This is a genomic window from Rhizobium sp. 01T437 (genome assembly GCF_056398505.1).
Genome location: NZ_JBFTPM010000006.1, coordinates 443,050 through 457,758 on the forward strand (window position 1 = coordinate 443,050; position 14,709 = coordinate 457,758).

The 14,709-nt window shown below is 58.7% G+C and carries 13 protein-coding genes and 1 tRNA gene; 5 read left to right on the forward strand and 9 right to left on the reverse strand.

The features are described from left to right. The 5 genes from AC1DM5_RS15270 to AC1DM5_RS15290 all read right to left on the reverse strand — a co-directional run bounded on the left by AC1DM5_RS15270 (position 1) and on the right by AC1DM5_RS15290 (position 5,309). Positions 1–972 carry an ABC transporter permease gene (locus tag AC1DM5_RS15270; protein WP_477975202.1) on the reverse strand — a complete coding sequence of 324 codons (972 nt, stop codon included), beginning with the start codon at positions 970–972 and terminating at the stop codon, positions 1–3. Positions 973–982: 10 nt separating this feature from the next. After that, positions 983–2,086 carry an ABC transporter permease gene (locus AC1DM5_RS15275; protein WP_477820854.1) on the reverse strand — a complete coding sequence of 368 codons (1,104 nt, stop codon included), beginning with the start codon at positions 2,084–2,086 and terminating at the stop codon, positions 983–985. Between the two features lie 7 nt (positions 2,087–2,093). Further along, positions 2,094–3,605: an ABC transporter ATP-binding protein gene (locus tag AC1DM5_RS15280; RefSeq protein WP_477820853.1), complete on the reverse strand. Its 1,512-nt coding sequence runs from the start codon at positions 3,603–3,605 to the stop codon at positions 2,094–2,096. A 72-nt stretch (positions 3,606–3,677) separates the two neighbouring features. Continuing rightward, positions 3,678–4,670: a BMP family lipoprotein gene (locus AC1DM5_RS15285; RefSeq protein ID WP_477820852.1), complete on the reverse strand. Its 993-nt coding sequence runs from the start codon at positions 4,668–4,670 to the stop codon at positions 3,678–3,680. A gap of 321 nt (positions 4,671–4,991) precedes the next feature. Further along, positions 4,992–5,309 carry a hypothetical protein gene (locus AC1DM5_RS15290; RefSeq protein ID WP_477820851.1) on the reverse strand — a complete coding sequence of 106 codons (318 nt, stop codon included), beginning with the start codon at positions 5,307–5,309 and terminating at the stop codon, positions 4,992–4,994. A 227-nt stretch (positions 5,310–5,536) separates the two neighbouring features. Between AC1DM5_RS15290 and AC1DM5_RS15295 the strand changes: the two genes are divergently transcribed. After that, positions 5,537–5,626 (forward strand) — tRNA-Ser (locus AC1DM5_RS15295). A 6-nt stretch (positions 5,627–5,632) separates the two neighbouring features. Here the strand turns inward: AC1DM5_RS15295 and AC1DM5_RS15300 are convergent. Further along, on the reverse strand, positions 5,633–5,842 hold the full coding sequence (locus AC1DM5_RS15300) for a hypothetical protein (RefSeq protein ID WP_477820850.1): 210 nt from the start codon (positions 5,840–5,842) through the stop codon (positions 5,633–5,635). A 409-nt stretch (positions 5,843–6,251) separates the two neighbouring features. On the opposite strand from AC1DM5_RS15300, the gene AC1DM5_RS15305 reads away from it, so the two are divergent. After that, positions 6,252–6,647, forward strand: a complete 396-nt coding sequence (locus AC1DM5_RS15305; RefSeq protein ID WP_477820849.1) for a YkvA family protein — start codon at positions 6,252–6,254, stop codon at positions 6,645–6,647. A 40-nt stretch (positions 6,648–6,687) separates the two neighbouring features. Further along, entirely contained in the window at positions 6,688–8,733 is a 2,046-nt protein-coding gene (locus AC1DM5_RS15310; protein ID WP_477820848.1) for an acyltransferase family protein, read from the forward strand. A 371-nt stretch (positions 8,734–9,104) separates the two neighbouring features. Here the strand turns inward: AC1DM5_RS15310 and AC1DM5_RS15315 are convergent, their stop codons facing one another. Then, the gene (locus AC1DM5_RS15315; RefSeq protein WP_477820847.1) at positions 9,105–9,437 is read right to left on the reverse strand and encodes a hypothetical protein; all 333 of its coding nucleotides are present in this window, start codon (positions 9,435–9,437) and stop codon (positions 9,105–9,107) included. Positions 9,438–9,503: 66 nt separating this feature from the next. On the opposite strand from AC1DM5_RS15315, the gene AC1DM5_RS15320 reads away from it, so the two are divergent. Then, a complete protein-coding gene (locus AC1DM5_RS15320) occupies positions 9,504–9,710 on the forward strand; it encodes a hypothetical protein (protein ID WP_477820846.1) in 207 nt (68 codons plus the stop codon). Positions 9,711–10,019: 309 nt separating this feature from the next. Then, positions 10,020–11,168 (forward strand): three-Cys-motif partner protein TcmP, encoded by a 1,149-nt coding sequence (tcmP, locus tag AC1DM5_RS15325; RefSeq protein ID WP_477820845.1) that lies wholly within the window; start codon positions 10,020–10,022, stop codon positions 11,166–11,168. Here tcmP and AC1DM5_RS15330 read toward each other — a convergent pair. Both AC1DM5_RS15330 and AC1DM5_RS15335 read right to left on the reverse strand, forming a co-directional pair. After that, positions 11,165–11,914 (reverse strand): DUF5131 family protein, encoded by a 750-nt coding sequence (locus AC1DM5_RS15330; protein WP_477820844.1) that lies wholly within the window; start codon positions 11,912–11,914, stop codon positions 11,165–11,167. The genes tcmP and AC1DM5_RS15330 overlap by 4 nt on opposite strands. 81 nt (positions 11,915–11,995) lie before the next feature. Next, positions 11,996–14,695, reverse strand: coding sequence for a CHC2 zinc finger domain-containing protein (locus AC1DM5_RS15335; RefSeq protein WP_477975204.1), 2,700 nt, complete (start codon positions 14,693–14,695; stop codon positions 11,996–11,998). Between the last annotated feature and the right edge of the window lie 14 nt (positions 14,696–14,709).

The following is a 14,709-nucleotide window of genomic DNA, read 5'->3' on the forward strand; positions in this document are numbered from 1 at the left end:
TCAACGCTCCTTCGTGTAGGGCACACCGCCGGCCTTCGGCGGAATTGCAACGCCGATGAAGCCGGCGAGCAGAACGCAGGTGAGGATATAGGGCAGAGCCTGGAAAACCTGTACCGGTACTTCGCCAATCAGCGGCACCTGTTTGCCCTGCATGAAATTCGCCAGCGCATCGAGGAAGCCGAAGAGCAGGCAGGCGAACATGACAGGCACCGGCCTCCACTTGGCGAAGACGAGAGCGGCAAGCGCGATATAGCCCCTGCCGGCAGACATGTCCTTGATGAAGGCGGCGGACTGGGCGATCGCCAGATAGGTGCCGGCAAAGCCGCAGAGGATACCGGCGCACATAACGGCGCGATAGCGCAGCCAGGAGACCGAGATGCCTGCCGTATCCACGGCACCCGGATTTTCACCGACGGCGCGAAGGCGCAGGCCAAAACGCGTGCGATAGAGCACCCACCAGGAGAAGGGCACGGCGAGGAAGGCAAGGTAGGTCAGGATATTGTTGCCGGAGATCACGCCGGCATAAAGCGGTCCGATGACCGGCACGTCACGGATGGCATCCGCGCCCGGAAGCGTGATCGGTGCGAAACGCGCCTCCGGCGGCAGCTGCGGCGTGCGGCCGCCCTGCCCGAACCAGGCCTGGCCAAGCACGATGGTGATACCGGCGATGAAGAAATTGATGGCGACACCCGAAACGATCTGGTTGCCGCGATTGGTAATCGAGGCAAAACCGTGCACGAGGCTCAACGCGACCGAGCAGACCACGCCGGCGCCGAGGCCGGCCCAGGCCGAACCGGTGAGATAGGCGACGCAGGCAGCAGCAAATGCCGAGCCCAGCATCTTGCCTTCCAGGCCGATATCGAAAATGCCGGCGCGCTCGGAAAACAAGCCGGCAAGTGCGGTAAAGATCAGCGGAATGGAAAGCCGGATCGTCGAGCTCAGAACGCTGATGAAGATTTCATAATAATCCATCGTTCGCTCCTCAGGCTCGCTTGAACTGCTGGTAGATGCTCGCGATCGCCGGTCGGAACATATATTCCAGGGCACCGGCAAACAGGATCACCAGACCCTGGATGACGAGGATCATTTCGCGGGTGATGTTCGGCATTTCGAAGGAGATCCAGTCACCGCCTCGGTAAAGAGCGCCAAACAGGATCGCGGAGAAGATGATGCCGAGCGGATGGTTTCGTCCCATCAGCGATACGGCGATGCCGACGAAACCGGCGCCGCCGACGAATTCCACCTGCAAGCGCGCAGACGAGCCCATGACCGGGTTCAGCGCCATCATGCCGGCAAGCGCACCCGAAAGCAGCATGGCGATGATGACAGTGCGGGCATAGGGAACGCCGGCATAGACAGCGGCGGTCGGACTGACGCCCAGCGTGCGCATCTCAAAGCCCAGCTTGCTGCGCCAGATCAGCACCCAGACGAACCAGGCGGCAACCAGGGCAATAATGAAGGAGACATTGAACGGCGCTGCACCGAGCTTGGCTCCGAACATGGTCATGATCCAGCCGAGCTTCGGAAGCTGTCCGCCTTCGAGGAAGGTGCGGGTTTCAGGCGCCATCTTGCCCGGCACGATCAGTACATGCACCAGCAGATAGACCATGAGCGTGGCTGCGATGAAGTTGAACATGATCGTCGTGATGACGATATGGCTGCCGCGCTTGGCCTGCAGGAAGGCGGGGATGAAGGCCCAGGCGGCCCCGAAAAGGCCGGCGCCGATGACGGCGATCGGCATCGTCACATACCAGGGCACGTATTTGTCGAGCGCCAGCGCCACCAGCGCACAGCCGAGGCCGCCGATATAGGCCTGGCCTTCCGAGCCGATATTGAAGAGGCCGGCATGGATGGCGACCGCAACCGAAAGGCCGGTGAAGATGAAGCTTGTGGCGTAAAACAGCGTGAAGCCAATGCCTTCGCCGCTGCCGAAGACGCCCTCGATGAGCAGCGATAGCGCGGCCAGCGGGCTTTCACCGATCAGCCAGATGACGAAGCCGGAGATCAGGAAAGCAACGACCAGGTTCAAAAGAGGGATCAGACCGTAATTGATCCATCTCGGTAATGTTACGGAAGCAGTGCTCATCGAGGCCTCACGCGGCAATGCCGGCCATCATCAGGCCGAGGGTCTGTTCACCGGCATCGGGCGTCTTCTCGCCGACGACGTGGCCGGCGAACATGACAAGGATACGGTCTGAAAGGGCGCGGATTTCGTCGAGTTCGACTGATACGAGCAGGATGGCCTTGCCCGCATCGCGCATCTCGATGATCCGGCGATGGATGAATTCGATGGCGCCGATATCGACGCCGCGGGTCGGCTGGCCGATGATCAGCATCTTCGGATCGCGCTCGATCTCGCGGGCGACGACGATCTTCTGCTGGTTGCCGCCGGAAAAATTCGCCGTCTTCAGACGCGGGTTCGGCGGGCGAATATCGTATTTCTCGATCTTCTCCATGGCATCCTTGCGGATGGCGTCAAGATCGAGCAGCGGGCCGCGGCTGTAATCCGGCCGGCGATGATAGCCGAGCACGGCATTTTCATATTCCTCGAATTTCAGGACCAGCCCCATGTGGTGGCGGTCTTCGGGAATATGGGCGAGGCCGAGCTCACGCAGGCGGGCCGGATCGGCCTTGTCGATGGTCTGGCCGTCGAGCAGGATTTCGCCGGAGGCGGGCTTGCGGATACCGGCAATCGCTTCCAGCAGTTCCGACTGGCCGTTGCCGGCGACACCGGCAATGCCGACGATCTCGCCGGCGCGGACATCGAAGGAGACATTGTCGACCATCGTCACGCCTCTGTTGTCCTTGACCGTCAGGTTGCGGACGGACAGCACGACATCGGCAGGCTTTGCCTCGCCCTTCTGGACGCGCAGCAGCACACGGCGGCCGACCATGAGTTCGGCAAGCTCTTCCACCGTGGTCTCGCTGGTCTTGCGGGTGGCGACCATCTCGCCGCGGCGCATGACGGAGACGGTATCGGTGATCGCCATGATTTCGCGCAGCTTGTGGGTGATGAGGACAACGGTCTTGCCCTCGTCGCGCAGCACGCCGAGGATGCGGAACAGGTGATCGGCCTCGGCCGGCGTCAGCACACCCGTCGGCTCATCGAGGATCAGGATCTCGGCGCCGCGATACATGGCTTTCAGGATTTCCACACGCTGCTGCAGGCCGACCGGGAGCTGCTCGATCAGCGCATCCGGGTTGACTTCCAGGCCGTATTCAGTTTCCAGCCGCTTGAGTTCGGCGCGGGCAGAAGCAACGCCCTTCGCCAGCAGCGCGCCGCCTTCGGCACCGAGCATGATGTTTTCGAGGACGGTGAAATTGTCGACCAGCATGAAATGCTGGTGCACCATGCCGATGCCGGCAGCGATGGCCGCCTGGCTGTCCCTGATGGTGATGGGCTGGCCGTTGACGCGGATCTCGCCGCTGTCGGCCTGGTAAAAACCATAGATGATGGACATCAGGGTCGATTTGCCAGCGCCGTTTTCCCCGATAATGCCATGGATCGAGCCCTTGGCGACGGTCAGGTTGATGTCCTTGTTGGCGTGAACGGCGCCGAATTTCTTGTCGATGCCGACAAGTTCGATAGCAGGCTGGTCTGTCACAGCAGGCTCCAAATAAGAAAAGGGCGTATGGCGAAAATCCTTGTCCGCCATACGCCCGATCTCAGTTACGACTCACTTCGGGCAGGCATTGTCCGTGGTGTAATCGTGGACCTTGACGGTGCCAGCAATGATGTCGGCCCTGGCCTTGTCGACGGCGGCCTGCATTTCCGGCGTGATCAGCGACTTGTTATTCTCATCCATCGCGGCGGCAACGCCGTCTTCCTTGACGCCGAGAGACTGGACGCCAGCCGTGAACTTGTCGTTCTTGGTGTCGTTATAGGCGTTGTAGACGGCGAGATCGACGCGCTTGACCATCGAGGTCAGAACGGAACCCGGATGCAGGTGGTTCTGGTTGGAATCGACGCCGATCGACAGCTTCTTGTTGTCGGCTGCCGTCTGCAGAACGCCGAGACCGGTTGCACCCGCTGCTGCGTAAACGACGTCAGCACCCTGGTCGATCTGGTTCTTGGCGAGCTCGCCGCCGCGAACCGGGTCGTTCCAGGCAGCACCGGTCGTGCCGGTCATGTTCTGGAAGACTTCGACATTGGCCTTGGCGGCGCGTGCGCCCTGCTCATAGCCGCATTCGAACTTGCGGATCAGCGGAATGTCCATGCCGCCGACGAAACCGACCTTGCCGGTCTTGGACGCCATGCCGGCGAGAACGCCGACGAGATAGGAGCCTTCTTCTTCCTTGTAGAGGACGGAACGGACGTTCGGCTTGTCGACGACGGAGTCGACGATGATGAACTTGGTATCCGGGAATTCAGCGGCAACCTTCTCGACAGCCGAGGTCCAGGCGAAGGAAACGGCAACAACCGGGTTGAAGCCGCGGCTTGCGAAGTTGCGGATGGCCTGCTCGCCCTGGGTGTCGCCGGTCGGCTCGAAATCGCGGTAGGCGATGCCGGTTTCCTTCTTGAACTTTTCAGCGCCGTTAAAGGCAGCTTCGTTGAAGGACTTATCGAACTTCCCGCCGGTGCCGTAAACGAGAGCCGGCTTAATGTCGGCGGCAAGCGCCGTCGTCGACATCGCTGCCACGGCAAGGAGGGTGAGAAGGGATTTTTTCATGAGTTTGCAGCCCTGTTGTTGCTATTTGTCTGGGGTCCTCCCGCAAGCCTTTTTCAGGCATGTCTGCGGAACCACCGACCTCCCCCCGGAGGCCTGGCTGCGTGCATCCTTGCATGGCTCCACAAAAAATTCACGAGAAATTTTTCGGTTGGTAAAGATTTGCCATTATTGCCGAAAATCAGTCCACAGGTCCTGAATTCTGGGCAAATCGACCGCTAAAATGCGGATTTTCTAACCAATGCCGTGGCGTCATCGGCATCATTATCTTCCCGTTCTGGTAGCTGCCGATTGCGCTCATCCACACCCTCCAGCCCCTGTTTGTCAGGCGGTAAAACGGCCTGCCACCGGCGGCTTCTTGTAGCCGATCATCCACAGGATGAGCGACAGTACCAGAAGCACGGCAAAGGCCGGCTGCAGCATGAGCCACTGGAAGATGAAAGCGTAGAAACGCGGATGGACGTAATAGGAAACGGAGGACTGGAGCGCGGTAAGCGTCGAGGGGCTGACATCCTGCCAGGCATCCGACATCGGGGTCATGATCACTTGCGAGGATGCAACGGACTGGATCGAATCGATGGTTCCGGCAATGACCGCAACTGCCAGCGCAAACAGGCTGGCAAGACGCAACAAGAAACGCATCAAATCCTCCGACGACGGTAATGCCCTGATGTCCGGCGAGCCGCGCCATTCTCCACCCAAACCTAGAGATAGGCTGGGAGCGAGCACGGCGCAATGGACGGCATGCGCGCAGTTTTATCGGAAGAAGTCAAAAAACTGTTAGATTTGGGTTGATCCTCAAAAAATCATCGGTATATATCGCGCCGTTCCGACGATTTGCATCCTCTGCGGATGCGAACACCCAATAAGGACAGGTGGCCGAGTGGTTTAAGGCGCACGCCTGGAACGCGTGTGTACGTGAAAGCGTACCGTGGGTTCGAATCCCACCTTGTCCGCCATTGGTTTTAAACTAAATTATTGTATTTATTGATGTTTTTGCCGATTGCCAAAGTGACAATCCTAGCGGCGATCTCAACAGCAAGAATTCGACATTCGCGATGCAGCGGGCGCCGTCGCGTGCTTGCCGCCCACCCTTTCAACAATTGAGTAATGCCTTTTGCCGGCAAGCCTCTTATCTGCTGCAGGCGCTGTACCGCTTCGGCCGCGACATCCATGCCGCCGGCAACGGACTGCAGCCCTTTGCCGAGCCGAAGGCATCGGCCGTCGCACCACCGACTAGCGTTTCGGTATATTCGGGCCGCAATGCAGCCCGATCCTGATTTTCTTGGTAGAGGGGGACTTTCACCACGTCTGCAGCCTTTCGCCGTCGTGTCACTGATCACAGCGAGAATCCATGAGAACAGTTGAGGCTGAATACGGTGCATAGGATGCCTAGGAAGGCTTGCTCTTCCCGTCCCCTTCCTTGAAAATGTCAATTACATTGCCTTGATATGAAGGACTGACAATTTCCGCGCTTCGGTAGAAACGATCCAATCATCCTATGCAGATTTGGATGAGTGTTTCGCCTGACGCCCCGGAGTACCAATTGAACAAACGGCATCCCGGGGGCATTGCTGACGCGCAATGAACAAATGGCTTGAGCATTTGAAGCAATGGGCGCGGGCCGTTAAACGCGACGTCATTGCGCTTTGGTTGGCTGCCGGCGACGAACGCACGCCCATATCTGCAAAACTCGTGGCCGGCGCGGTGGCGGCTTATGCGCTGTCGCCCATCGATCTCATTCCCGACTTCATCCCGATACTCGGATATCTCGATGATCTGATCATCGTGCCGCTCGGTGTGATCTGGGCTGTCCGGCTTATTCCCGCGCCCCTGATGTTGGAATTAAGGACACTTGCCGCAAGCCGGAAAGAGCGTCCTGTGAGCAGGGCGGGTTTGATAGCGATCATAGCGATCTGGCTAGGGGTCGCGGTTCTGCTGGCTCTATGGGCCTCGAAATACCTCAATTCTCACGGATAGCTCCATCCGTTGTTTACCGGATACGCAAGTGCGAAGGTCTGTGACGTTGTTTACAAAGGGAAAAAATCCCGTTCCAAGCGCGCCACACAATGGAGCGCACCTGGCATACCGATCTGATATCGACGGACTACGCGCCCTTGCCATCCTGCCGGTCGTTCTTTTCCACGCTGGAATTCCCGGCATCAGCGGTGGATTCGTCGGCGTCGATGTCTTTTTCGTCATTTCCGGCTATCTGATGTCGTCGTTGATTGCCGGCGAGATGGCGAAAGGCGAGTTCAGCCTCCTGAATTTCTATCAGCGGCGCATCCGTCGTATCTTCCCGGCCCTCTTTGCGATGATGGCGACTTGCGCCGTCGTCGCCTGGTTCGCCCTCATGCCTCTGGAGCTTTCATATTTCGCCGGGAGCATGACAGCCGCCGCCCTCTTCATGTCGAACATTCAGTTTGCAAAAGAGGTGGGCTATTTCGATATCGGCGCGCAGATGAAGCCGCTGCTGCATACGTGGTCGCTTGCGGTCGAAGAGCAATTCTATATCGCCTTTCCCCTCGTCATGATCCTGCTGCAGAAGGTCGCGCCGCGGCGGATGGTTCCTTTCGCGCTTGTCGCCCTCGCCACATCCTTCGCCGCCGGCATCGGTGTGTTGTATCGCGATCCGACAGCGGGCTTCTTCCTTTCGCAATATCGCGTCTGGGAACTTCTGATCGGCGTCATCATCGGCCTCAAGGCCATCCCCGAGGTGAAAAGCGAGACGGGCCGGCAGGCATTGGCGGCGATCGGCCTTGTCCTGATCGGCATTGCGGTTCTCACCTTTACCGAGAAAACGCCCTTTCCGGGCTATGCCGCATTGCTGCCATGCCTGGGCGCCGCCTTCATCATCCACGCGCGTGCAGGCAGCGGCTTCGTCGGCCGGCTTCTTTCGCTGCGTCCGCTGGTTTTTGTCGGGCTGATTTCCTATTCGCTCTATCTCTGGCATTGGCCGATTATCGTCTTCACCCGCTATTTCGCGGGTCACGAGCTGACGCCGCTGCTGCGGTGCGTCGTGGTCCTGGCATCGATGCTTGTTGCGGTCGCCTCCTGGCGGTTCATCGAAAAGCCGTTTCGTGGAAATTGGGGGCTGCTCACCGGCAAGCAGCTGCCGGCAATGGCGGCCGCGCTGATCGGGCTTACGGCCGGCGCCGGGCTGCTTCTGGTCATGAGTGGTGGCGCACCGGGCCGATTGCCGGCCGACGTTCGGTCGATCTATGCGGCCACATATGACCGAAGCCACTTCTATATGGACGGTTGCTTTACCGAGTCGGATCACAAAGGCCCGTCAGACGCCGACATCGAAGCCGGCAAGGTCTGCGGCCTGGGCGATCCGAATGATGTTGGCCCCGACTTTCTGGTGTGGGGCGACTCGCACGCTGCCGCGATGGCGCCGGGCATCGATGCCGCCGCCGCTGCCGCGGGTTTTGGCGGCAGGTTCGCTGCCCATGCGTCATGCCCTCCGTTGACCGACGTTGCGCTTGCGGGCAAAAACGATACGCGACGCTGCACGGCCTTCAACGATTCAGTACGCGACCTCATCAAGCGGGAGCATATTCCGCTCGTGTTCATGCTCGCCTATTGGCCGAAATACGTTCACAATTCCGAACTACCGAACCAGGGGGACTATTTCGATCCTTCAATCCCCCCGTCTGTGGCCGATTACTCGACGCCGATTGCCACGGCCCTGGATAAGACTCTCGCCGAGCTGAAGCAGGAAGGCGTCACGGTCGTGCTGGTTATGGACGTGCCCGAGATGGGGCATTTCGTGCCCGAAGCTCTTGCCAAGGCCAAGCTCGACGGCACCTCGACGGATATCGCCCCACCCCTGTCCTACGTCGCCGAACGGCAGGCGCTCGCCCGCTCGATGCTGGAGAAATATGCCGATAAATATGGTGCAATTGTCGTCGATCCGCTGCCGGCCTTTTGCAACAACGATCATTGCCACGCCTCGCGAAGCGGCGTGCCGCTTTACATGGATGCCGACCACATCACCGCATCAGCCGCCAAGAGCCTCTTTTATCTTTTCGCGCCAGTGTTCAAGATGGCGCAAAACATTTGAAGATTGCAGCGGGCCGGCGGCCGCAGCGTTCATAGCGCTCCTTCTGCCCTCAGTCGAACACCTTCAATTCCGGAACCCTCTATGTTCTGATCTGCTTTTTTTCGGAAGCAGCCCTCACAATGCACGCGTGCATAACTTAAATAGTTGTCAGTATAGCCCGCCCCGAATAAGCGGGCGACGCCTTGGAGTGTGTCTTGCAAGGTCTTATGTTGGTCTTCGGTCGAGAACTGCTTCGCTTTATTGTGCTGGAGGTCTGGGCGTATTGGCGCAAGCAGCGGCGTGAGCGCAAGTATGAGGCCGACATGGCCGCTTTCAGGGCTGGTAAGGGCAACCTTCGGCGGCCTGTCAGTGACGATGCCAGGTAACATCAATCAGCGGCGAACCGCCTCTTTCGCCTCTGGCACCAACACCCCATCAATCAACCACCGCCAGTAAGGCAGGCTCGCAAAGGGCGTCAGCCTGCGAACCGTTGCAACATCGCCTTCGGTCATGCCGGGCGCATTGCCTGTGACTGCGCCCTTCGCATTGGCGACGGCGAGGCCCGCAAGGCTCGTGGCATCCGAAGCAAGCTCGTAGGTCGGGCCGAGCAAGCTGCCGACGATCGAGCGCGAGGCGTAGAGGCTCGGATACCCAACTCTCTTCGAGACGTTGCACCTCCGTCCGGCCAAGTTCAGTAGCGCGACGAAATTCGCGGGCTGCTCCACAACGCGATCCTAACAAGATAGGTTGCTCTACATTTTCATTGCCAACGACGCAGAGGGAGACCAGCGATGGCGAATTTCAAGGCTGAAGACGAAGCGATCGGGACGATCATCCTGGTGGAGGAACTGTTTCAAAGCATGGTCAAGTCCGGCATCTTGCCTGCATCCGTTATGGCGGATGTCGTGCGAGGCGCAGTTGCGAGGTTGGATACAACCGATCATTTCGGCGCAGGTGCGGCTGTCCGCCACTATTTCGAAAGCTGGCTGTCGAAGTAGATATCTTCGCTGGCCGCATAGGACGCAGGTGATGCAGGGGCAGTTTTCAACTGCTCTATAGGAAATGTCAGATTCAATGCCTGTCATGTCACGATCTGACATTTCCCACACGACGAATGGAAAGTCCTATGCAAGTTATGCATCCTATGCATCTCGTCCATAATACAATCATGCAGCGCCGGCTGGCATCAGAAGACCGAAGCTGCTGCTAAAATTTTGGGAAAAGCGGCCCCATTACCTACGGATGTACTGACCGAATCGCGAATCTGGCTTAGGTTGAAATAGCAACCAGCTGGAAAATGTTTTCACATGACAAGCGTTTATCAAGGCCGCGAGCAAACCGAAACTAAACATTTCATTCTGAAAAAGTATTTACAGACACTTGCGTTCAAAACTTTGCATGGAGGCTGGTCAACTCTTGCCTACATCGATGGGTTTTCAGGGCCTTGGGAGACGAGAACTTCCGACCACGCTGATTCCTCGTTTATGATCGCAATTCAAGTCCTGAAGGATGTCCAAGCAAAAGTCCGCTCGACAGGCAAAAGGCCGTGCATCAAGTGCTTTTTCGTCGAAGAGAATCCAACTGCATTTGCACAACTGCAATCCGCCGTCGGAGTACATCACAACCCGGCGGACGACTTCGTTATCGAGACATTCAAGGGGAAGTTCGAGAACGCCATCCCTCAAATTCAGAGAATGATGGCAAATTCATTTGCTCTCACTTTCATCGATCCGACAGGGTGGACCGGCTACGAGTTCCAAAAGGTAAAGCCAATTTTCGAGCACTCTCCCGGTGAAGTGCTACTCAATTTCATGTTCGATTTCGTAAATAGATTCACCGCATCGTCCGATCCTGTGACCCTTGCATCATTCGACGGTATCCTTGGGGCCGACTGGAAAGCGCGCCTCGATACATCATTGCCACGAGAGGAGGCTTTGATGGCTCTCTTTCGTGAGCAGTTTTGGAATGCAGGGAAATTCGCTCACGTCTTGAGCACTCCGATTGAGAAAATATCGGACCGCACGCACTTCCACATCGTATATGGCACCAGAAGCCCAGAGGGACTGGCAGCGTACCGTGATGTCGAATACGCGGCACTGAAGGATCATGGAATGCGAAGAGCTGTCGCCCGCCAGGTAATTCAGGAGACAAAAACTAAGCAGTTCGGGCTTTTTCCTCCGGAAGAGATGGCATCTATGGCGGAGCTTTCCATGGACTCGCAAATAGCCAATATCAGGAGCCAAGCCAAAGATTGGCTCCGTCACCAATTGCCACAGTGTCCGAAGCCGTTTTCTGCAATCTGGCCGCCTATGTTAGATCGATACATGCTGAGAAAGACGGATGCCAAACAGATTTGTGCCGAGTTAGGGAAAGCCGGAGAAATCAAAGAAACATGGCGTCTAAATGGGTCGAGACGACGCACGCCGGAAGAGACTGATAAGATTGAACCTGTTTAGGCTGCGATGGACGGCATATTGTCCCATGTACGGCCTCGATATGAACGGCCGGTTTTCTTCTTATTCTGTCCACCCCACTGTTTGAAGAAGAACGCTGTATCCGCGTCGGTGCACATATCGAAGATTTCATCAATCCAGGCTGCATCCATCGGTCTTGCGTGAGGGCCGGATTCTCCCCCGACAATTGCCCACTGGATACCATTTAGACTCCCTGCCGAAACGGAGCCTATAAGTGGCTCAAAGGATACGAAACGGACGGCGGACGGAACTTGCCGCAGTTCGTCGAGCCGATGAATCACACGGCCATCTTCCACACTAGCGCCAAGCCAAACGTTCGGCAGCACGTCAAATCCGTTGCTGAGGATTGCAGCCATCCGGTCGGGGCGCTTGGTCAAGATCTGATATGTATGGCGACGCGTCTCGGCCATTGCAGACCACACTCTGCGAACGAAATCGACCGGAACATCTGGATGAAAAAGGTCCGACATGGAATTGACGAAAACATTTCGGGGCTTGGACCATGACGCCGGCACTGAGAGAGCTTTCTCGTCCAGGTAAATTGCTCCTGTCCACTTGGCTCGGCCGCCGCTTTTACGGATAAGTCCCTTGTACTTTTCCAGACCCATCGCTTCGAGGCGGGCAGCCATGCGCATCGCATAGCAATTCGTGCAGCCAGCGCTCATTATGCTGCAACCCGCCACCGGGTTCCACGTTGCATCAGTCCACTCGATAGATGTTTCCGCCATGACTAAGCCAGCTTGAATTTATGGTTAAGATAATCTCTCAAGAGAGAGTTAATTAAGCGTGGAAATCCGAGTTCAAGCATCCTAGGTTGCACTATCTCTCCACTTTTCCAGCTTTGCTTCGACCTTCCAAAGCACCGCGTTCACGCGGTTTTTCCCCGCAATGACGATCATCTGCCCGTTGACGATCCGCCCGCAGTGCTTGCGCAGGAACCCGCTGAACCGCGTCGTATTCAGCTTGCCACGCTCGATGAATTCGCCAAGAGCATCAATCAGCCCCTCATGCTGGCGGTTGCCGATCGGATCGAAGGCGCCTTCGTCCACCATCCTGGCAATATCTGCCGCCGCCCAGGGCTTGCCGGCCGGCAGGGCCGCGATGATTGCCGACGTTCTTTCCTTCTCCGGGTCGTTGTCCCTGATCTTGGCCGCATTGCCGAGCGGGTCGGGCAATCCCAGCCAGACGAGCGCGGAGCGGACGAGGTTGGACCATTGCTCGAAGGAACCGAGCGCCGGCGAGACCTTGTCTGCCTGGTTCACGACGAAGGCCCGCAACACGGTCAGGGCGGCGGTCACGATCTCCACCCGCTGCCGGCGTGCGTCCTCGATGACGTCGCTCTCGAAGACGCGCTCTTCCGGCCGCTCGACGCCGGCATCGAGATTGATCAGCACCACGCGCCGCGTCAGGTCGCCGGCAAAGCGCAAGCCGTTGCCGGTCGCGCAGAACATGACCGCCGTTGTCGAGTCCAGCGCGAGGGTTTTGCCGAGCGGGCGAACATTGACCTCCTCCTGGGACAGAACCTGGCAAAGGTGATCCGAGCGAAGCGCCACCGACAGGTTGTCGAGATTGATGAAACTGTCGCCCTGCAGGAGCCGCGACTCCAGGACTTTGCGCAGCTCGTTATCGTCGCCCGCATAGGAGTTGACCGCTGCGACCCGGCCGGTCGCGAGAATGGCCGCAACATCCACCAGCTTGGATTTGCCTGTGCCGGGCGCCGTCGCATTCACGCCAAATAGCGGTGCGGTTTTGAGGCTGGGGCGGATGACCGCCGTCAGGATCATGGCGAGCGCTGCCGATTCATCGACGCCGCCCACGAAGGGGAAGCTCGAAATGAGCTTCCTGATAGTGTCCAGCGCCGCCAGTGCCGCAGCCCTGTCAGGGCATTCGGGTATTGCGGGCCATGTCTTGTCCGATTCAAACAGGATGCCCGATTGCTGGTCGAAGCCCTGTGCATCGATGATGGTGCCATCGCTGCGCATCGTCGGCAGGGAAACGATCGCCCTGATCTGCGGGAAAGGCCAATCGCCGTGTCGCGCAATGACGGATCTCGCGACCAGCGCCGGGCAGGATATATCCCTGTAGCCGAGCTTTTTTCTCTCGTCGGGCTTTAGCCAAAGCACGTGTTTCGTCAGGATGTCGATGATCGCATTCTCATCGGCAAGAACCAGCACCGTCTTTTCCTTCCCCGCAACGCGGACGGCCTGAAACAGAGCCGTGTCGCGGGCGTAGAGCCGTGCGCCGGCATCGACCACCAGGCGGCAGGCACTCGTCACCGCTTCCGAAAGGTCGGCTTCGTGGAAGATGAGCCTCGGCCGGTCGTCTCCCTCTCTGGCCGGTGGCGGCATGTCACGGACGACTGCTTTCCGCCGCGACGCGCGGCCCCTACCCTCGACCGTTACAGGCTTTTCGTCCTGTGCAGCCGGCAGCGCAAAGGGGCGCACCGTGGCCTGCATGAAGGCATCGATCTCGGCTTGCGTCCATCCATCGTCCAGCGCATCGGCGCAATCCCAGCCGCGACCGGGATAGAGGCCCGCCCGCCAGTCTTCGACGCGATAGGTCTCAAGCTCGCTTGCGGCACCGATATCGGCAAAGCCAACGAGCCGGATACGGGCGCCGAGGCTCGTCAGCTGCGCGGCGATTTCATTTGCCGCCGCCATGCCCGGGGGATCGAAATCCGGCCAGATGAGCACGTCGCGGCCTGATAGCGGCGACCAGTCGGTGTGCTTGACGCCCTGCGTCCCGCCCGCCCAGGAAACGACCGCACGCCCGCTCGATTCATGCAGCCTGTCGCGGCACTTCTCGCCCTCGACAACAAGCACTTTTCCCTCGCCGATATCTGGCCGGTTGCCGATATGCAAACCATAGATCGGCCGGGGCTTCGGGAACGGGAAGCGGCACCATGTTTCGGTCCCGTCCGGCAGACGGACAAACATCACCATCGGCGTTTCCTTAGCCCCATCGGCGAGATCATGGCGCAGCACATAGCCTGATAGAGAGCCGTCGGCATTGCGATAGGGAAAGACCATCGAGGGCGCGAATGAGCCCCATTCGGAGCGCTCGCCCTTGCGCTTGGGATTGTAGAGCCGCACGCGCTGGCCGGCCCGCAACAGATCCGCCGGCGGCCGGATCGGCGTTACGCCCTCATAGGGATCGCGCGCCTTGACCGTTTTCGGCCGAAGGTTCGGCCGGCTGCTGACACCGCCGCCGAGAATGCGGATGGCTTCGGGCAGATCGCCGCCCTTCACCTCGCGCACGAAATCAAGCACATCGCCCTTCCTGCCGCAGCCGAAGCAATGGAAGCGCTCGATACCGTCATTGCCTGTGAAGATCGTGAAGGACGGGGTGTCTTCCGCATGGAAAGGGCAGCAGGTTTCAAGCTCCTGCCCGTTGCGATCGAGCTTGTAGCCGTGTTGCGAGACGGTCAAGGCAAGCGACACGTCGCGGCGCAGACATGCGATATCGTTCACGTCCATCTTCGATGGCGTGTATTCAGGTATTCGGAGCATGGCATTGTCTCGTT